The sequence below is a fragment of the Pseudoalteromonas maricaloris genome, from assembly GCF_024746855.1.
In the GTDB taxonomy this organism is placed as follows: Bacteria; Pseudomonadota; Gammaproteobacteria; order Enterobacterales; family Alteromonadaceae; genus Pseudoalteromonas; species Pseudoalteromonas maricaloris.
On record NZ_CP024625.1, the window covers coordinates 3208959 to 3227583 of the forward strand.

The 18625-nt window shown below is 43.5% G+C and carries 16 protein-coding genes; 9 read left to right on the forward strand and 7 right to left on the reverse strand.

The window, feature by feature from the left end; translation table 11 throughout:
• Positions 1-308 precede the first annotated feature (308 nt).
• From hppD to CTT31_RS14210, 4 genes are all read left to right on the forward strand, one after another.
• Positions 309-1355, forward strand: coding sequence for a 4-hydroxyphenylpyruvate dioxygenase (gene hppD / locus CTT31_RS14195; protein WP_017216450.1), 1047 nt, complete (start codon positions 309-311; stop codon positions 1353-1355).
• A 132-nt stretch (positions 1356-1487) separates the two neighbouring features.
• Positions 1488-2801 (forward strand): fumarylacetoacetase, encoded by a 1314-nt coding sequence (fahA, locus tag CTT31_RS14200; RefSeq protein ID WP_260491474.1) that lies wholly within the window; start codon positions 1488-1490, stop codon positions 2799-2801.
• A gap of 145 nt (positions 2802-2946) precedes the next feature.
• Complete coding sequence (locus tag CTT31_RS14205) at positions 2947-4026, forward strand: M23 family metallopeptidase (RefSeq protein WP_211858437.1); 1080 nt, start codon at positions 2947-2949, stop codon at positions 4024-4026.
• Positions 4027-4063: 37 nt separating this feature from the next.
• A complete protein-coding gene (locus CTT31_RS14210) occupies positions 4064-4459 on the forward strand; it encodes a bactofilin family protein (protein ID WP_039493977.1) in 396 nt (131 codons plus the stop codon).
• Here CTT31_RS14210 and CTT31_RS14215 read toward each other — a convergent pair.
• Positions 4456-4926: a hotdog fold domain-containing protein gene (locus CTT31_RS14215; RefSeq protein ID WP_130163508.1), complete on the reverse strand. Its 471-nt coding sequence runs from the start codon at positions 4924-4926 to the stop codon at positions 4456-4458. The genes CTT31_RS14210 and CTT31_RS14215 overlap by 4 nt on opposite strands.
• A 163-nt stretch (positions 4927-5089) precedes the next feature.
• Between CTT31_RS14215 and CTT31_RS14220 the strand changes: the two genes are divergently transcribed.
• From CTT31_RS14220 to yghU, 3 genes are all read left to right on the forward strand, one after another.
• Positions 5090-6268 (forward strand): multidrug effflux MFS transporter, encoded by a 1179-nt coding sequence (locus CTT31_RS14220; protein ID WP_211858439.1) that lies wholly within the window; start codon positions 5090-5092, stop codon positions 6266-6268.
• 241 nt (positions 6269-6509) lie between these two features.
• Positions 6510-8348, forward strand: a complete 1839-nt coding sequence (locus CTT31_RS14225; RefSeq protein WP_260491475.1) for a S8 family serine peptidase — start codon at positions 6510-6512, stop codon at positions 8346-8348.
• Positions 8349-8557: 209 nt separating this feature from the next.
• Complete coding sequence (gene yghU, locus CTT31_RS14230; protein WP_211858440.1) at positions 8558-9430, forward strand: glutathione-dependent disulfide-bond oxidoreductase; 873 nt, start codon at positions 8558-8560, stop codon at positions 9428-9430.
• Positions 9431-9648: 218 nt separating this feature from the next.
• On the opposite strand, the gene CTT31_RS14235 is transcribed toward yghU, so the two are convergent.
• The 4 genes from CTT31_RS14235 to CTT31_RS14250 form a co-directional block, all read right to left on the reverse strand.
• Positions 9649-10014 carry a hypothetical protein gene (locus tag CTT31_RS14235; RefSeq protein WP_260491476.1) on the reverse strand — a complete coding sequence of 122 codons (366 nt, stop codon included), beginning with the start codon at positions 10012-10014 and terminating at the stop codon, positions 9649-9651.
• A 275-nt stretch (positions 10015-10289) separates the two neighbouring features.
• On the reverse strand, positions 10290-11144 hold the full coding sequence (locus tag CTT31_RS14240; protein WP_260491477.1) for a TolB-like translocation protein: 855 nt from the start codon (positions 11142-11144) through the stop codon (positions 10290-10292).
• Between the two features lie 253 nt (positions 11145-11397).
• Positions 11398-11739, reverse strand: a complete 342-nt coding sequence (locus CTT31_RS14245; RefSeq protein WP_260491478.1) for a hypothetical protein — start codon at positions 11737-11739, stop codon at positions 11398-11400.
• 127 nt (positions 11740-11866) lie between these two features.
• Positions 11867-12208 (reverse strand): hypothetical protein, encoded by a 342-nt coding sequence (locus CTT31_RS14250; protein WP_211858442.1) that lies wholly within the window; start codon positions 12206-12208, stop codon positions 11867-11869.
• A gap of 2679 nt (positions 12209-14887) precedes the next feature.
• On the opposite strand from CTT31_RS14250, the gene CTT31_RS14255 reads away from it, so the two are divergent.
• Complete coding sequence (locus tag CTT31_RS14255) at positions 14888-16219, forward strand: tetratricopeptide repeat protein (RefSeq protein WP_130125825.1); 1332 nt, start codon at positions 14888-14890, stop codon at positions 16217-16219.
• A gap of 83 nt (positions 16220-16302) precedes the next feature.
• Positions 16303-16872: an elongation factor P-like protein EfpL gene (gene efpL / locus CTT31_RS14260; RefSeq protein WP_010606026.1), complete on the forward strand. Its 570-nt coding sequence runs from the start codon at positions 16303-16305 to the stop codon at positions 16870-16872.
• 82 nt (positions 16873-16954) lie between these two features.
• Here the strand turns inward: efpL and CTT31_RS14265 are convergent, their stop codons facing one another.
• Positions 16955-17794 carry a DNA ligase gene (locus CTT31_RS14265; protein WP_260491479.1) on the reverse strand — a complete coding sequence of 280 codons (840 nt, stop codon included), beginning with the start codon at positions 17792-17794 and terminating at the stop codon, positions 16955-16957.
• Positions 17795-17959: 165 nt separating this feature from the next.
• Positions 17960-18613, reverse strand: a complete 654-nt coding sequence (locus CTT31_RS14270; protein ID WP_222241362.1) for an HAD family hydrolase — start codon at positions 18611-18613, stop codon at positions 17960-17962.
• Between the last annotated feature and the right edge of the window lie 12 nt (positions 18614-18625).

Consider the following 18625-nt stretch of genomic DNA (forward strand, 5'->3'; position numbering starts at 1 on the left):
AAAAATCCCCTCTCTCATATAGTCCATCAACTAAAAACATAAAAAACAAATAAAATCATAGTAATATAAAAATAAAGTTACGAAATACCCCGCAAAGCACCTTGCTGTTTTTAGTCAAAATTTAAGCAAAAATAATTATCGTCACGCCTGTGTCAATTTTGTGTCTTTTACATGGCAATTGTGCAACTAAATTTACAAAGTCTCCTACTGCTATTTACTGCCTCTAACTTCCCCTTTGCAGTAATTTGATTAATCATCCAGTCATAAATACTAACAAGTCACCCAGTGCTTAATACGGGAGTAAAACAATGAGTGAAGTAAATAATCCACTAGGCCTAGTCGGCATCGAGTTTACAGAATATGCAACACCTGACGCTGATTACATGGATAAAGTATTCACTGACTTTGGATTCTCAAAACTAAAGAAATTTAAAGACAAAGATATCGTTTACTACAACCAGCACGATATTCACTTCCTGTTGAATAACGAGCGTGAAGGCTTCTCAGCACAGTTTGCGAAAAGCCACGGCCCGGCAATTTGTTCTATGGGCTGGCGTGTAGAAAATGCGCAAAAGGCGTTTGATACTGCGGTTGAGCGTGGTGCAAAACCTGCGACTGACTCAACACACAAAGACTTACCATACCCAGCGATTTACGGTATTGGCGATAGCCTTATCTATTTCATCGAAAACTTTGGCGATAAAGGGTCAATCTTCGAGCAAGATTTCGTTGACCTAGAAGAGCAAAAAATTGTTGAAGACAAAGGCTTTAAGCGCATCGACCACCTAACGAACAATGTTTACAAAGGGACGATGGAAACTTGGGCTAACTTCTATAAAGACGTATTTGGTTTTACTGAAGTTCGTTACTTTGACATCAAAGGTCAAAAAACGGCGCTGCTTTCTTATGCACTTAAGTCACCATGTGGCACCTTCTCTATTCCAATCAATGAAGGTAAAGACGACAACAACAACCAGATCGATGAGTACTTAGATGAGTACAATGGTCCAGGTGTACAGCATTTAGCATTTTTGACTGACGACTTGGTTAGTTCACTAGATAAACTAGACAAGAGCACCATTGCCACCTTAGATATCGTAGATCACTACTACGACACTATCTTTGACCGTGTGCCTTGGGTTAAAGAAGATAAAGAAAAGATCAAACAGCACCAAATCCTAGTAGATAGCCAAAGCGAAGACTGCTACCTACTACAGATCTTCACTAAAAACCTGTTTGGCCCAATCTTCATCGAAATGATCCAACGTGTTGACGATGGCGGCTTTGGTGAAGGTAACTTCCAAGCGTTATTCGAGTCAATTGAGCGCGACCAAGAGCGCCGTGGTGTAATCTAAACACACATATCAAATTAATAAAAAAGCAGCTAGTGATAGCTGCTTTTTGTGGTTTATCAAATTGCTATTACGACTTGAGTTTTTCACTTTTGACCATAACTCAAGTTGAAAGCCAAAATTAAAGGAAAGGCAATGTCTCAAATTAATGAAACACACGACATCCAATTAACAAGTTGGGTAGCTAGTGCGAATGCGACTGGAACTGATTTCCCTATTCAAAACTTACCTTTTGCAGTATTTCGTCGTAAGAACAGTAATGAAGAGTTTCGCGGCGGTGTTGCGATTGGCGATCAAGTACTAGACCTTGGCGCTGTTGTTGACGCTAACCTATTTACAGGCGACGCAGCTGAGGCCGCCGAAGCTGCAAATGCCCCAGCATTAAATGAATTTATGGGTATGGGCCAGCAGTACTGGTCAGCACTTCGACTTGCCCTGTCTCGCGCATTACGTGAAGGTTCTGAGCTGCAATCAAGCCTTGAAGGCGCATTGGTTGCACAAGATGACGTGGAATATGCTTTGCCTTGTCACATTGGTGATTACACTGACTTTTATACCTCAATCTACCATGCAACAGCGGTAGGTAGTCTGTTCCGTCCTGATAACCCGCTGCTGCCAAACTATAAGTGGGTACCAATCGGTTATCATGGTCGTGCATCGTCTATTGGTGTTTCAGGTCAAACGTTCCCTCGCCCTAAAGGCCAGACCAAAGCACCAGATGCAGATACGCCGTCATTCGGTCCTTGTAAGCGTCTAGACTACGAATTAGAGCTAGGTATTTACCTAGGTAAAGGTAATGAACTTGGCGACTCTATCGCAATTAAAGATGCTGAAGATCACGTTTTTGGTTTCTGTTTATTCAATGACTGGTCTGCACGTGACTTGCAAGCTTGGGAATATCAACCATTAGGTCCATTCCTTGCGAAAAACTTTGCTTCAACGGTTTCTCCTTGGGTTGTAACCACCGAAGCACTAGCACCATACCGTACTCAATGGCACCGTGATGAAAACGATCCACAACCGCTGGAATACTTAGAGTCAACGCAAAACCGCGAGTCTGGTGCTATTGATATTCGCATGGATGTCTTACTAGAGACTGAAAAAATGCGTAGCGAAGGCGCTAAACCAAGCAAACTGTCTGAATCCAGCTTCAAGCACAGCTATTGGACGGTTGCGCAAATGGTTACGCACCACACAGTGAACGGCTGTAACTTCTTACCGGGTGATATGCTAGGCTCAGGCACGCAATCTGGTCCTGAGCATGTAGAAGCGGGTTCATTACTCGAACTGTCGCGCGGCGGTAAAGAAACTATCACGCTTGCAAACGGCGAAGAGCGTAAGTTCCTAGAAGATGGCGATAAAGTAATTATGCGCGGTTGGTGTGAAGCCCAAGGCTACAACCGTATCGGCTTTGGTTCTGTTGAAGGCACTGTACTTCCAGCAAAATAATCGCAATTATTCGTGCGTTAATCGCAATTTTATTTACTTTTAAATCAAAGGCATGATGATTTCATGCCTTTTTTTAGTTCTAAAAACTGGAAATTTGACTAAAAATTGTTAGAGTGTAGCGCTGATTTAAATCCGAGGTTGAACGTTGCAAGTACTCAAGCGCCTATATCTAAAGCTGTTTAAGCCGACTCAATTAATTGTTCGTCAAGACGCAACTGTCAAGATGCTGAAACTGCCATCTTGGGTTCAAGCTTGCTCGATTTTGATTTTGCTTGCTGTCGCCATTTGGATAGCCAATGCCTCACTCAAATTACAAGAAAACGGTGACAAGCTTACTAAAGAGCAACAAAACTTAGCGCAGCTGCAAGCCAAGTGGCAAAAAGAAAAATCACAGCTTCAAGCACAATTAGCACAGCAAAAAGGCATGCTTGACCAACTGTCACAGCAGCACAGTGTGCTTGAATCATTGGTTGATTCGACTCAAACAACTGACGACAACGCAGTGGAAGGCGAGCTAGAAGAAACACCGACAGACCTTAACAGCTCACAACCAAGTACCACAACCGAATTTGCTCCCCAAGCCAGTCACCTACTTATCCAGCAACGACAGCTCAGCGAACAACTTGGGCAATCGTTCAGCGCTGAAATTGCAGCGATGCAAGAATCCATCGACAGTGCAGGATTACAACTATCATCTGATTTCTCAGAAGCACAAGGTGGTCCCTACTTCCAAGCCGACTTAGAATTGGTAGAAGCCAGCTTTATTAATGCCATTGACCAATACGCTGTTTATGCGCAGTTAGCGACGATGATTGGCCAACTGCCAGATACACTGCCTGTCGCTCAGGAGAAATATTATGTCTCCAGTGCTTTTGGTTTTCGTAAAGACCCGATCACTGGCCGCCGTGCCTATCATAAAGGTATCGATCTCGCAGGTTGGCACAAAACACAGATAGTAGCCCCAGCTTCTGGCACCGTTAAACGAGCGGGGAAAAATGGCGGCTATGGCAACTTTATCGAAATTGAACACGCTAATGATATCACCACACGCTATGGTCACCTTCACACCATCAAAGTGAAAGCGGGTCAACAAATCAATAAAGGTGATGTAATTGCATTAATGGGCAGCACAGGAAGAAGTACAGCGACACACTTGCACTATGAAGTGATTCAAGGTAAAAAACACCTAAACCCAATTAAAATCGCTCGCGCATTCAATAAGTAACATATAATTGCAATTGCGCTGCGGTAGCGAGGAATTCGTGTTTAACTCTTTTAAAAACCAACGAAACGACGTCCCGGCTATTATTGCCCAAAGCACTAAAGTCACGGGCGATATTGTCTGCGAAGGTGAACTGCAATTAGATGGTACCGTCCATGGTAACCTCGACATCGAAAAACTAATCATCGGCAATAAAGGTTTAGTACAAGGTAATATCCAAGCCAATGAACTGACGATATTAGGCAAAGTGGAAGGTGATATTCAGGCCAAACAAGTCACGCTGCTTCCTAGCGCTCAAGTATTTGGCAATATCGAACACGAAACCTTAACGATTGAAGCTGGTGCGCATGTCGATGGTAAATTGACACATCGTAACGAGCGAGCCAATAACGTCACGGCAATTGACTCTGCTGACGATCAAACCATAAACAATTAAGATCTTTTCGCGCTGATATACATGTTAATGTCGGCGTGAAATACTTTCTCTCCCGCAGTATTAAAAACTTCCACCGGTACAACTAGCTCTTCTTTATCTTGCCATGTTCGCGGATATTCTATTTGCGCCACAGCATGCAGATCGGTCTCAGCTTTCGCTAAATATTGCACTGACATCCCCTTTGGGATCCAGCGATGGGTTTTATGGTTGATGGTTGCGTCTGTCATGACTCCTGCACACAACTCCGCAAGATTACACTGAGCAATAGCGTGAACCGTACCTATGTGGTTATGAATGGCTTTACGGTTACGAATTGTGGCTCTACAAACGCCAGGCTTCAATTGTGTGATTTTAGGCTTAATGGTGCCAAAGTAAGGAGCCTTACGACATACCGCCTTACTGAACATCCATTTACCAAATGGCAACCAACTCATCCTTTTATAAATTTTTAAAAGTGGTGCAGACATAAGATTTTTCTAAAATGATTTTGCTTAAAATTAACACATCTGACCAGTTAATCAACCGTCTACAATTATCAGCGAATAAAATATCTTAAAAATTTGCTAAATCGGCGCTTTGTCCTGTCTTTTCTCATTCTCCACAATACAATAACGGCCAAAAGGAGACGCCATGACCCAATCAAATTCAAAAGCACTGATTTTTATTCTCGCTTTACTTGTTATCTTTTGCCCTTTAGGTATCGATCTCTATCTACCTGCGTTTGTGGACATGCAGTCCAGCCTTCAAGTATCTGAAAGCCAAATTCAGCAAACTGTGAGTATTTATATGTTAGCTGTGGGTCTTGGACAATTGATAGCAGGTCCGCTTGCGGATAAATATGGTCGTAAGCCAGTTGCACTGGTTGGAATAGTGTTGTTCGCGCTTGGCGCCGTGATGGCAAGCACAGTCTCCACTTGGCCACTTATGATGGTAGCTCGAGTGCTACAAGGCCTAGGCGCTTGCGCCACTTTTGTCAGCGCTTTTGCTATTGTTCGTGATAGCTTTGGACATAAAGGCAGTGGCCAAATGATTACTTACCTAAATGGTATTGTATGTTTTATCCCAGCGTTAGCGCCTATTTTAGGTGCATGGCTCACCGTCGAATTTGGCTGGCAGAGTAATTTTAGCTTTTTGTTTGGCTTTGCCGCTCTTGGCCTCATCTTGGTTTCTCTTATCTATAAAGAAACTCGCCCCGAAGATACGCATTACAGCGGTCATATTCTAGATTTGAGACGTTTTAAGCCGATGCTCAGTAGCACGACTTTCATTTACAATGCCGCCTTAGCAATGCTTGGTATGGCTGCAATGCTGGTATTTGTGATTTCGGCTCCGGGGTGGATCATGGCAAAAATGGGTGGCAGTGTTTCCGACTTCACGTTTTGGTTTACTGGCAATGCAGCGTTGAGTATTGTCGCAAGTTTTATTGCTCCCCACTTCATCAAGCGCAATAGCCAGAAATCGCTCACCTTTGGCCTCGCCGTTTTTAGCTTTAGCGGCCTGTTGTTACTGGCTTTGCCACAAACTGAAATCGCGCATTTTGTACTGCCGATGTATATGGCGTCAGTCGGCTTTGCGTTTACGATTGGAGCCGCGGCAGGTAAAGCGTTATCTGGGTTTGCTAAACAAGCTGGAACGGCCTCAGCGCTGATTGGGGTACTACAGATGAGTGGCGCAGGGGTGCTTGCAACCATGACGCAACCACTGGCATTGGATGCCCCAATTCAACTTGCGTTGCATTTGCTACTCGCACTACCTTTCCTGCTATTGCTGACTACGAAGCATCGTCACCAGCTTCACAGTGCAGCTTAATTAGAATTGATATAATAGCAATTATCAGTACAGTTCCTGTATTAATAACTACGATGTATGGTTAGACGTCCTGTCATAACCATACATTATATCAAAGTAATTAAATATTCTTATTAATTCCACAAAACTGTATAATTTACTCTTTACGAGTTCTTGTTATTGGTTATATGCTAACCACCGTTAAGAAGTTGTTAGTTTTTATTAACAACAATATTCACGCAATGTAACTGAGAAAATAACAATGAAATTAAACAAGTTAACTGGGGCACTACTCATCGCTGGCGCTTGCGCTATGGCACAAGCACAGGCATCTGACGATCGATACATCATTCAGGTCGACAATTCGAAAAAAGGCGTCGTAAAAGCACTTGCTAAAAAGCTTGGCGCTGAGCTGCACGTTGATGGCGATGGCTTCTTTGCTGCAACTTTTACTGGCAAAGATCTTAGTCAAGTAAAAGGCTTATTAAACAACCCACACATCAAACTCGTTGAAGCAGACCAAAAGCGTTACCCACTGGGGATTTATAACGACGACGCAGGTAACCCAATGCAGCAACAGGTTACGCCTTATGCTGTGTACCAATCACAAGCAAATCAACTTACTTTCGATGCGAACGCTGGCATGAAAGTATGTGTGATTGACTCAGGTCTTGACCAATCAAACCCTGATTTCATTTGGGGTAATATCACCGGTGATAATGACAGCGGCACAGGTAATTGGTATGAAAATGGTGGTCCACACGGCACACACGTAGCCGGTACTATCGGTGCTGCTGACAATAATATTGGTGTTATCGGCATGGCACCTGGCGTGCCAATGCACATTATTAAAGTATTTAACGCAGAAGGCTGGGGCTACTCTTCTGACCTTGCTCACGCGGCAAACCTATGCTCACAAGCAGGTGCAAACATCATCAATATGAGTTTGGGCGGTGGTGGCTCAAACAATACAGAGTCAAACGCATTTGAAAACTTCCGTAATGCTGGTGGCTTAGTGGTTGCGGCAGCTGGTAACGATGGCAACAATGTTCGTTCATATCCTGCAGGCTATCCTTCAGTAATGATGATCGGTGCAAACGATGCAGATAATCAAATTGCAGACTTTTCTCAGTATCCAAGCTGTACTTCTGGCCGTGGAAAACGCGCGACTAACGACGAGCATATTTGTGTAGAGGTAACTGCAGGCGGTGTTGATACACTTTCAACTTACCCAGCAGACATGGCGACTTCTTCAAGCATGACAGCTGACGGTGCGGCGTTTGCAAGTTCAGCAATGGAAAACAGTGGTAACGCGTCAGGCTCGCTTTACTTTATGGGCACCGCTGAAGCAACTGATGGCGCTGCAAACGGTAAGGTGTGCCTAATTGACCGTGGTAATATTTCATTCCACGATAAAGTAGCAAACTGTGAAGCATCTGGTGGTATCGGTGCGATTATCGTAAATAATGAAGCTGGCATGCTATACGGCACTTTAGGTGATACTAACAGCACATCAATCCCAGCGGTTGGCGCTGCATTTGAAGATCGCACTGCGTTGATGGCAGCTACAAACGCGAACATCAGCATTGGTACGAGTGATTATGGCTTAATGAGCGGCACGTCAATGGCAACTCCTGCTGTTGCAGGTCTTGCAGCACTGGTATGGTCTAACCACCCAGAGTGTACTGGTGAAGAAATCCGTAGTGCATTAAAAGCAACCGCAGCAGATGCTGGCGCTGCAGGTAAAGACGTGTACTTTGGTTACGGTATCGTTAAAGCAGCAGATGCGAGCGCTTACTTAACCGCTAACGGTTGTGCTGGTGGTGGTACAGGTTCAGGTGACGGTGATAACACGACAAGCGTTGAGCTTTCAGCTTCGGGTTATAAGCAAAAAGGTAACAGTTATGTTGACTTAAGCTGGAGCGGTGCAAGCACGTCACAAGTCGATATTTATCGTAACGGTAGTAAAATTGTCACAACTAGCAATGATAATAGTCATACAGACAGCATCAGTGTTAAAGGCGGCGGTACATACGGCTACCAAGTGTGCGAACAAGGTAGCACTGCGGCCTGTTCAGCAACACAAACTGTTGTGTTTTAACTCCCAACCAACCAATTCAAGAATGCCGGTCTTTTGATCGGCATTTTTTTATTCTACTACTCTCCCCACCTTTTGTTGATAGCTTGTTCATATCCCTCTCTTAAGATCTGGACACAACGAGTAAGCCTGTATCCACAAAGATTTGTTCATTTCCATTTCACTTCTACACTCTATAATGGATTTGGACAGTCACAGAAGGAGTTCATGAAATGAGTACATCGGGTTATACCCCACCTAAAGTTTGGCAGTGGCCATGGCAAAGTGGCGATGGTAGTAAGTTTGCAAATATCAACCGCCCTACTGCAGGTGCAAGATTCGAAAAGTCCCTACCGCAAGGCAAACACCCGTTACAACTCTACTCCCTCGCGACCCCAAACGGCGTGAAAGTGACTATCTTGCTAGAAGAGCTTTTAGCAGCCGGGGTGAAAGAAGCAGAATACGATGCCTTTTTAATTAATATCATGGAAGGTGAGCAATTTAGCTCAGGGTTTGTTGCACTTAATCCAAATTCTAAGATCCCCGCGTTATTAGATACCAGCACCAAGGAACCTACCAAAATCTTTGAATCTGGCTCCATTTTGCTTTATTTAGCTGAAAAATTCCAAAAGTTCATTCCTCAAGATCCCACAAAACGCACCGAGTGCCTCAACTGGTTATTTTGGCAAATGGGGGCTGCACCACTACTTGGTGGTGGATTTGGTCACTTCTATGCCTACGCACCCGAGCACTACGAGTATCCAATCAACCGCTACACGATGGAAGTGAAGCGCCAACTGGACTTACTAAATCAACACCTAGCCACAAGAGAATATATTTGTAGCGATGAATACACTATCGCTGATATGGCAATCTGGCCGTGGTATGGCGTGCTAGCTCAGGGACACCTATACGATGCGGCAGAGTTTTTAGACGTCAATGGCTATGAACACGTGATCCGCTGGGCTGGACTCATCGCTTCAAGAGAAGCGGTCAAACGCGGAAAAATGGTAAATAAAACATGGGGAGAACCTCATGAGCAACTTCATGAAAGACACGACGCCAGCGACTTTGATACCAACACCCAAGACAAACTAGAACCATAACCTTACCTTGGTTTAACTCTTGGTTTAACAAGGGTTAGCTTAATCTTTCGGGTTTGATTAATCAGATTTAATCAAACCCGATTGTCTGTGTATCAGAAAAGAATAGTGTTAGCACCTTGCTAGAAGCGTAAAACGCTTTCGCTGGTATTCTTCAACGGATTTGTAGCACTTTAGTCAGCATTTTCTTATTAGAGCATCGAACACATCTACATTAGTGTTTACCCAAAGATATGAAATCCACTTTGTAATCTTCCGACGATCGCGACTAAACCGCTTCCCATTATCACACCTATAAGAAGCGTTCCGAAAATAAGACATACATAGAGTAATGTCCAAGCACTGGAAGATTTTGCTCCCCCCTGCCCCTCTGAAGTATTGTCGGAACATCGGTAGATTCTACGCAAACTTCTTTCCACCCCAAAAACGGTGCCGCCGATCAAGCCAAAAAGCAGTGCGACCGCGAAAGTAATAACCCGATACTCTGGATTATCAAAACCATCCCATAAAAGAATAGCGCCGTTGATCCAAGCTAACCCGGTACAGCCCCATGAGGCAAGTAGATAGATTATCAGCATGCGTTTCATTGATTACCTACTTTCGGCAAAACGACTATTGAAAATAGTCTATCAGCGCTAATGATTGATGTTCAGTTTTATATGCTTCAATATCGTAAAACTTAACCACGTTTTCGTCGGAAAAATAGCTAACAAAGCAAGACTGTTATCTCTTGATAGCTTATTAAGAATTAACCGAGATGTTTCTAATTCTGGAAATTGCACTTAAATTCTCTTTGAATTAACGCCCGCAGAAGACGCGCCGTATTTTGGCGTCGCTCTTGCTGCGATTGTTATATGGTTTATTATTCAGGTCTAAGTGTCTCAAAAAACTGCGCATCCACCCAATATACATCGGAATCTTCTGAGCTAATCTTTCTATTAAAGAAAAAATATTTTCCGTCTGGCGATACAACTCCTCCAGTGTCCGGGCCTTCTGTGTTTATCTTATCCCCTAAGTTAATGGCGGCCCCCCATGAACCATCTCGCTGTTGAAAACTTATATACAAATCCGAATCGCCGTACCCGCCTTCTCGTTCGCTGTCCCAAATTAAATAACTTTCATCTGGGGCAATGAAGGGGTGAGCTGTCCATTTTCCTGCGTTGATTTCTTTGCCAAATGCTTTTGGTGCTTCCCTATTTCCATCTATCAATCTGGAATACCGAATGGTGCCAATCTCTGTTCGTTCATCAAAAACGTAGGTGCCATTAGCGGAAGCTGTAAGGACCATGATAGGGATGCCCTCAAACGGGGGACCAAGACTTTTTAACTCTGACCAACCTTTATCGGTGCGCTCCCTATACTTATTTCCAGAGTGCATCGTTTTACCATCAGGCGAGATAGATCCACCCATCCGGGGGCCCAATACTGTCTCGTGCCATTGATTATTCTCGAATTTAAAAACAAGCGTCGTACTTTTTCTACTTTTTTTATTGTTCCTAGTAAAATAATACTCTTTCATGTCGGGTGAGAAGCGCCCGGTCCAATCACGATGCTCTTTCGATACAATACCAGGGGCGAAAACTTCAGGCATTAAGCCAGGAGGATGTTGCCCAAGATAAGGGCCCTCTAACACTGAAAAGTCATCCTGAGCATGACTTCCACTACTCATTATCAACACAGGAAGTAGCAGAAATACGAAACGGTAATTAGATTTCATGATTTTTGTCCTTATTTTATAATCAGCAAATTATTTCACATCGATTAAATTTGATAAAATTAGCTGTCAAATTAACCAAACTGACTTTTAAATACTTGACGTCCTAATGACTTTTAAATGATTTTGTTCTGACGGCGATAATCAACTTATTGAGTTACATATAACGCCCCGCTTAACGGCGAGCGTTAGCGAGTCCGGTGGAGGCCACATTTTTTTGTAGCCGCAACGAATTTGAGCGGCTTGTTAGGCATTTTTATAGCGACTTAAATATACTTACTAATGAACTTAATGGGGTTGAATTATCAAATTCATGTATGGTATTCCCTTGGGTGCTACCCTCACGCATTTCAATTTTTTCAGAATCATGATTGTATGAAAACGCGTACTTTGTACCACTGATAGTTACCCAGAGAACGTTTTTTGTGGCGTTTCCGTGAGCCATTACTTTTATATTGGCATCATCTTTTCGCCATAGTATGGCACCTGCCAAAGCTAACGATATTTCTTCAACATTCCCCGCATGATGATCTGCACGAGACATCACCCCTGAAATATACTCAGAAAGTAGATTTACATCTTTAACGGTCAATGCCATGTCTAAACTTCCTTATGCCTAACGCCCCGCTTAGGGGCAAAAATACGTGGGCTATAATGACGAGCGAAGCGAGGACGGCCCACGTGTTTTTGTCCCAGCACGCCCCGCGTGCGTCTACAGCGGTTTGTTAGGTGCGTGGCAATTCATATCTCAATTTCATTTGTTTACTACACCTAAATGGTGGTGGACTAAACACGGTGCTACTGATTGTATGATGCGCAGCACGTGAAAACCATTTTGGTTTTGAGTCTAAAATAGCTATATCAGACGTTTTTCCGTCTAATTCAACAATAAACTCAATCTCAATAATTTCTAACAATCCGTTTTCATCAATGCCCCCAGCGGGGAGGCTTGGCCATACTAGTTCCACTGCATTTACCGGCATTACTAGCTCTGGACAAGTAGATATTGCATGTGTGCTAAATGATGTTGCCGACGATAAAAAAATAGCAAAGGTGAATGATTTCACTTGAAGCACCTAACAATTTAATAGTGCGCAAATCGCGCATATTTCTGATTTGCAATCGCGCACTTTTATGATTGATTTAGTTTTAACAAAATTGATAACTCATTGCCAACATTATTAAAAGTTCAAGTTACGATTTTTTGAGAAAGATAAAAATGCGCAACTTGCGCATTTTCTTGAATATGGGGGAAATAGCTCTGCTTGTTAATTCTGGTTTTATCTCCTGAAGCAGCTAAGTAGCTTACAAGCACCAAAAAATCTCTCAGCACCGTTTTCCTCCCTCACCACACCCGAAAGTAAAGTGCCAATGAGTCATTTCAACGCATGGATGCGTGAAAAGCGGTGACGTTCATATTGGCAATTTGCTTGAGGAGTTAGTGTGATGTTGGGAGTGCCCTTTCTTTTGCATACTTGTTCTTTGGGCATCAAAGAAAAGTAAGTCGTAGCCCATGGATGGGCGTCGAAACCTGTCAGGAGGACATATTAGCCTTACCCTCCTTGGCTTATATCAAAGCGCATCCATGCGCTCCTCGTTCATTCTTTTGAAACGACGCAAAAGAACGAACCAAGAAAACGTCGCCCCAGCATCACACTCAATCCTCAAACCCTAAGCCGATAGAATGCAACTGCCTTGTAAGGCACCTCCCTGTGCCTGACAAGACTTGGCCGACATCCTGTCGGCACATTGCATATCGACTTATGCTTTTCGGGTGTGATGGAGGGGGAAATAAGTTGTCTGTTAGCTGTCCACAAAGCCATCAGAAACATAGTTGCTTGCAAGCACCACAATAATTTATCAGCGCCTTGTGTCTCCCTCATCACACCCGAAAGTAAAGTGCCAATGAGTCATTTCAACGCATGGATGCGTGAAAAGCGGTGACAGGGACAGGGATGTCCCTTACACAGCGGTGACGCTCATATTGGCAATTTACTTGAGGAGTCAGTGTGATGTTGGGAGTGCCCTTTCTTTTGCTATCTTTTCTTTGGGCAAGCAAAGAAAAGATAGTCGTAGCCCATGGATGGGCGTCGAAACCTGTCAGGAGGATGGGTTGACTTTACTGTAAATTTCGAGCTACCAGCCGTTAGCAACATAAACCTCCATGTTTAATATCAAAGCGCATCCATGCGCTTCTCGTTCATTCTTTTGAAACGACGCGATCGAGCGAACCAAGAAAACGTCGCCCCCAGCATCACACTTAATCCTCAAACCCTAAGCCGATATAGTGCAACCGTCTTGTAAGGCACGCCCTTGTGCCTGACAAGACTTGGCCGACATCCTGTCGGCACATTGCATATCGGCTTATGCTTTTCGGGTGTGATGGAGGGGGGGAATAAGTTTGCTTGTGAGATCGTCTACAATTTTTACGGTGAAGCTGTTTGCAAGGGTTACAAAAACTATCAGCGTAGCCTCCTAACTCACAGTCTGAATCGTTTTGTGGGAGGCGGTTCACCCGCCGAGAAGTTACGCTTTTCGGGCGTGGTATTGACTGTTGTTTCTGGTTTTATCTCCTGAAGCAGCTAAGTCACTTACAAGCACCAAAAAAGCTCTCAGCACCGTTTTCCTCCCTCATCACACCCGAAAGTAAAGTGCCAATGAGTCATTTCACGCATGGATGCGTGAAAAGCGGTGACAGGGACAGGGATGTCCCTTACACCGCGGTGACGTTCATATTGGCGATTTACTTGAGGAGTCAGTGTGATGTTGGGAGTGCCCTTTCTTTTGCATACTTGTTCTTTGGGCATCAAAGAAAAGTATGTCGTAGCCCATGGATGGGCGTCGAAACTAGTCAGGAGGACGGGCGACTTAACTCATCATGTCGAGTCTTTTGGAAAAATCACCTTCCATGGTACGTATCAAAGCGCATCCATGCGCTCCTCGTTCATTCTTTTGAAACGACGAAAAAGAACGAACCAAGAAAACGTCGCCCCAGCATCACACTCAATCCTCAAACCCTAAGCCGATATATAATACCAATTGCACTAAGTCTCCAATCAATTTGAAGGGTGAAATACCATATTAGCGTCGTTAAAAATTTCTCATTTAGAACACTAAATAGCAAAAATTTTGCCTTGCCTATATGGATATAGGTACCTTGGCGGTAGCAGGACGCGAGAGCGGAGCTACTAAAGCTATTTCTCCGCTTCAAATAGCTCATTTACCTAATACAATTGGTATCGCAACCGCCTTGTAAGGCACGTCCGTGTGCCAGACAAGACTTGGCCGACATCCTGTCGGCACATTGCATATCGGCTTATGCTTTTCGGGTGTGATGGAGGGGGGAATAAGTTGCTTGTGAGATCGTCTACGATTTTTATGGTGAAGCTGTTTGCAAGGGTTACAAAAACTATCAGCATAGCCTCCTAATTAGCATTGCAGACAGCTTTGTGGGAGGTGGTTCACCCGCCGAGCTGTTATGTTTTTCGGGTGTGATGAAGAGGAAAATGCTGTAGTGTGTGAGCTCGGCTCTTACTTAAGCAGCTGAACTTTTAGGCTACGTTGAGCATAATGATTCAATATTACCCAAAACAAAATCTTAACAATTCAGTGATGTAGATTTCGCCAGAACCCTGTATTATAAGCCTGTTAAAAGCTTAGGAACGGGTGCACCTGTACGCTAAGCGAATGGATACTAAAATCAATAACTGTGCTTATGGAACTTTTTGCGCGAATGGAATGATATTATGATCAAGAAAACCGCCATCATCATTGCAATATTGGCTGCTATTAGCGGCTGTAAATCGCTAGTTTATAAAGGTAATAAACTTTACGAAGCGGGAATGTACCGCCAAGCTGCTGAGTATTATTCACAAGCACTCGCGGAAGACCCAGAAGATCTTGAAGCGAAACAAGGCTTAACACTGGCGCGAGATAAGCTTATAGATAAAGGTCTTATCGATGTACGTATGCTGCGCTTAGCAAATAACTACACCGCTGCTGCAACTAGGCTAGAAGAAATCGTAGAGAACCAAGCACAATGGCAAATGAAGCCGACCGGCGCGATGGCAAATACCCAAAGAGAAGAACTAGATTATGCGAGGCAATGGCTACTCGACGAAGCCCGTTCACTCTCAAATACGCCCTACCCCGATAAGTTTAAGCTGTTTGAACATAACTATCGCCATCTGATCAGTAATGCGCAATTAGCAAGCGCCATGAGCACCCACTATGACACGCTAAGAACGCAAGCGCAGAAAAAGTGTGATGAACTTGCAGGACAGGTCAGTGGGCAGCGTTTCTATTTAAAAAGTTTCACGGAAAAATACTGTTTAGCGTGGCAAACTCCAAAACGTTTACGTGTAGATAACCAAGATAAAAGTCGTTATTTTGCGATGAACATACGAGATCGTGTCGATATTGGCTTGCGCTTTGGCAACTCAATCAGAGGACAATATGGCGCATTTATCTCAAGCCTAAATACGGTATTTAATAATAGCCTGTGGTTTGATAGTGATGGCAGTCAACAGCTTTCATTAGAGTTATATGCAGATGCAGATTATTACCGCACTAGCAATCAATATATCCAGCGTAAGCATTATCAACAGGAAGTTGAACGACCAGATCCAAATAATTCAGATAAGACGCACACCGTAGAAGTCACAAGAGAGTTCACTTACCCGGTGACCATCTACGATGAGAAATTTGATATCAACGTTAATTATGAGGCGAGTTTAGCCCATCGTTATATCAAAGGCAGTGCAAGCGATAGTAAGCATAATAAAACCCGTGCGCATCAGGCTGATTTTGAGCAACTTGATATCACCCCGCTGTCTCCAGACTTTCTTAATCTTTCTCAGATAACAGAAAAGACCTTTGACGAATTACTAAAAAAATTCTCTCAAGATCTTACGCTAACTTGGAAGCAAAATTACTGTGGGCAGGCACTTGGCACCAATAAAGGTGAAAATATTCTACGCTGTGCCAAGCTTGAGCCCGAGCATGACTATATCAACCGTTGGTTTGACCAGCACTTTGGGATCAAGTACTCAGAAATGACGACTTTATACGGTATTTGAGGCTCAGAGTGAGTTTTGAAACTCGCCAAAAAGCCGAAAAATGATTATATTGTGCCAACTTTATTTGTATTAGGAATTAAGCTATGCCAAAGGCAAGTGAAATAAAAAAACATGCCGCGATCGAGTATAACGGCCGCGTAATGATTGTTCGTGACATTGAGCGCTCGGTACCACAAGGTCGCGCTGGTGGTAGCCTATACCGTATGCGTATGTACGATGTAGTAGATAACTCTAAAGTAGATGAAACTTTTAAAGCGGAAGAAATGCTGACACTTGCAGATCTTAACCGCCGCCCTGCAATGCTTTCATATGTAGATGGTGATGAATATGTGTTTATGGATGATGAAGATTACACGCCATACCACCTAAATAAAGAGTCTATTGCTGAGCAATTGTTATTTATCGATGAATCAACGAAAGGTTTATCTATCGTCGTGGTTCAGGGCATGCCTGTTTCTATCGACTTGCCTTCAAGCGTAGAGCTTGTGATTGAAGATACTTCTCCTTCAATCAAGGGTGCATCAGCTAGTGCTAGAACAAAGCCTGCGACATTAACGACAGGCCTTGTTGTTCAAGTTCCTGAGCATATTTCAAGCGGTGACAAAATTAAGATCAACACTGCTGAATCTAAGTTCATGGGCCGTGCAGAATAAGTCCATTGCACTTTGATAGCGAGCCGTAGTGCTCGCTACCGTCTAAAAACCCCCAAGTTTTCTTTGCAGCAGTAGTGCCATTCTATAACTTTGGCCTTACTCTTAAAAATCGCGCGAAACGCGGTTTACCAAACTTAGTATATCCTTGATATCGATAGGTAATTTGACTACCAATCGGTGGTGGTGATGCGCGCTCTTCGTCGCTAAACCCCGACCCAACTTTAAACTCCATACCTTGTTCATCTCTCACCAATAGCGATCCCATCATCCCTTGGTACTTTCCCTTACCGGGTAAATGCTTAATCACGATGGCTTCGTCATCAAGGTACGGCTTGTATTTTAATACGTTGGTTGTTCTTCCATCTTCGTGTTTGGCATTTTTAGCATGCAAAATAACCCCTTCACCGCCTCGCGTTAAGACACCATGATAATAGTCGTTTAGCTCATCAACGGAGCCAAATGATAGCTGCTTGACGGGTTTGATGTGTGATAACTCAATATGGCTTAGTAGGCTTAAGTAACGCTCATGACGCTGGGAGAATATTTCTGTAGAATTTGGCGCATCAAATACATAATAAGTCACTTGACGCCAGTGCTCATTATTAGGCGAGTGGCGTCTTGCAATCGCGCTCACAAAAGCAAAGTTATTGTACCCAGCCCACAACTCACCGTCTAACCATGTATCAGGTAGCCCTTGCGTAAACCAGTCTGGCGCCTTAATTAAGTGACCACCACGCGTACGCAGTTGCGAGCCATCCCAAATGGCCCTAACACCATCGAATTTTTCACTAACAAGATAATTAGAAATATCTTCGTCGCCTTGATATACCGAAGCAAGTTGGATTTTTGTGTGAGTTTCATTTCCATAAAGGAGATTGGAAAAACCTAATAATAGACAGAATAAGAATGGTACGTATCGCATAGCATAATCCTTTGCAGTGGATAGTTAATACCAGCGAATTGGTGCATTGTTTGCGTTCGCCGATATTAAAAATTAACAAATTTCACACTTAAAGATTACACAAGAATCGACGTTTGTAAAATCGAACAGCTTTGACTAACAGTCCCCTGTTTATACCAATTGCTATTACCTTTCAGGGCAAAGCCAGTCAAAAACCGCTTCGAGATCGGTAAATGAATGATCGGCAAGACTTAAATCTTGTTTATTAGAGTGCATATTTGGCACGACAACCGCAGTTAACCCAGCTTCCTTGGCTGAAGTTAATCCTGTGCAGGTGTCTTCTATTGCCACGGCTTCGTGTGGCGCAATATTTAGCGCAGCAAGCGCCTTGCGATAAGGTTCTGGATGAGGCTTCGGCTGTTCTACATCGTCTTTGCACACAATGACAGAAAATAACTCTAATAACCGGTAGTGTTGTAAAACAGGAAGCGCTTCTGCTTTGCTACTTCCTGTCACGAGTGCGATTGGACAACGCGTTGAGGTTAATTCAACGACTTGCTTTGCAAAATGCATTAACTTAGGGAGTACTTCCGCAGCAGTTGCGACAAAGACGACATTTTTTTCATCACATAAATCGCGGGCAGAAGGCGCAAGTTGGTGTCTTTCTTTGAGTATATGCGCGGCCTTAAGCGTTGGTACACCCGAAAACTCATCACAAAAGTCATGCTCCGTATAAGTAACCTGATACGGGGCTAACACCTTCATCCAACTTTGGTAATGGAGTGCTTCTGAATCAACTAATGTGCCGTCAAAATCAAATAAAACTGCCTGAAAACGCATTTACACTCCTTA

Bases quoted from the DNA above. Each gene is read 5' to 3' on its own strand.
- CTT31_RS14270 (WP_222241362.1), bottom strand. From the start codon at position 18,613: ATGCGTTTTCAGGCAGTTTTATTTGATTTTGACGGCACATTAGTTGAT.
- fahA (WP_260491474.1), top strand. From the start codon at position 1,488: ATGTCTCAAATTAATGAAACACACGACATCCAATTAACAAGTTGGGTA.
- CTT31_RS14240 (WP_260491477.1), bottom strand. From the start codon at position 11,144: ATGAAATCTAATTACCGTTTCGTATTTCTGCTACTTCCTGTGTTGATA.
- efpL (WP_010606026.1), top strand. From the start codon at position 16,303: ATGCCAAAGGCAAGTGAAATAAAAAAACATGCCGCGATCGAGTATAAC.
- hppD (WP_017216450.1), top strand. From the start codon at position 309: ATGAGTGAAGTAAATAATCCACTAGGCCTAGTCGGCATCGAGTTTACA.
- CTT31_RS14225 (WP_260491475.1), top strand. From the start codon at position 6,510: ATGAAATTAAACAAGTTAACTGGGGCACTACTCATCGCTGGCGCTTGC.
- yghU (WP_211858440.1), top strand. From the start codon at position 8,558: ATGAGTACATCGGGTTATACCCCACCTAAAGTTTGGCAGTGGCCATGG.
- CTT31_RS14235 (WP_260491476.1), bottom strand. From the start codon at position 10,014: ATGAAACGCATGCTGATAATCTATCTACTTGCCTCATGGGGCTGTACC.
- CTT31_RS14215 (WP_130163508.1), bottom strand. From the start codon at position 4,926: ATGTCTGCACCACTTTTAAAAATTTATAAAAGGATGAGTTGGTTGCCA.
- CTT31_RS14255 (WP_130125825.1), top strand. From the start codon at position 14,888: ATGATCAAGAAAACCGCCATCATCATTGCAATATTGGCTGCTATTAGC.
- CTT31_RS14265 (WP_260491479.1), bottom strand. From the start codon at position 17,794: ATGCGATACGTACCATTCTTATTCTGTCTATTATTAGGTTTTTCCAAT.
- CTT31_RS14245 (WP_260491478.1), bottom strand. From the start codon at position 11,739: ATGGCATTGACCGTTAAAGATGTAAATCTACTTTCTGAGTATATTTCA.
- CTT31_RS14220 (WP_211858439.1), top strand. From the start codon at position 5,090: ATGACCCAATCAAATTCAAAAGCACTGATTTTTATTCTCGCTTTACTT.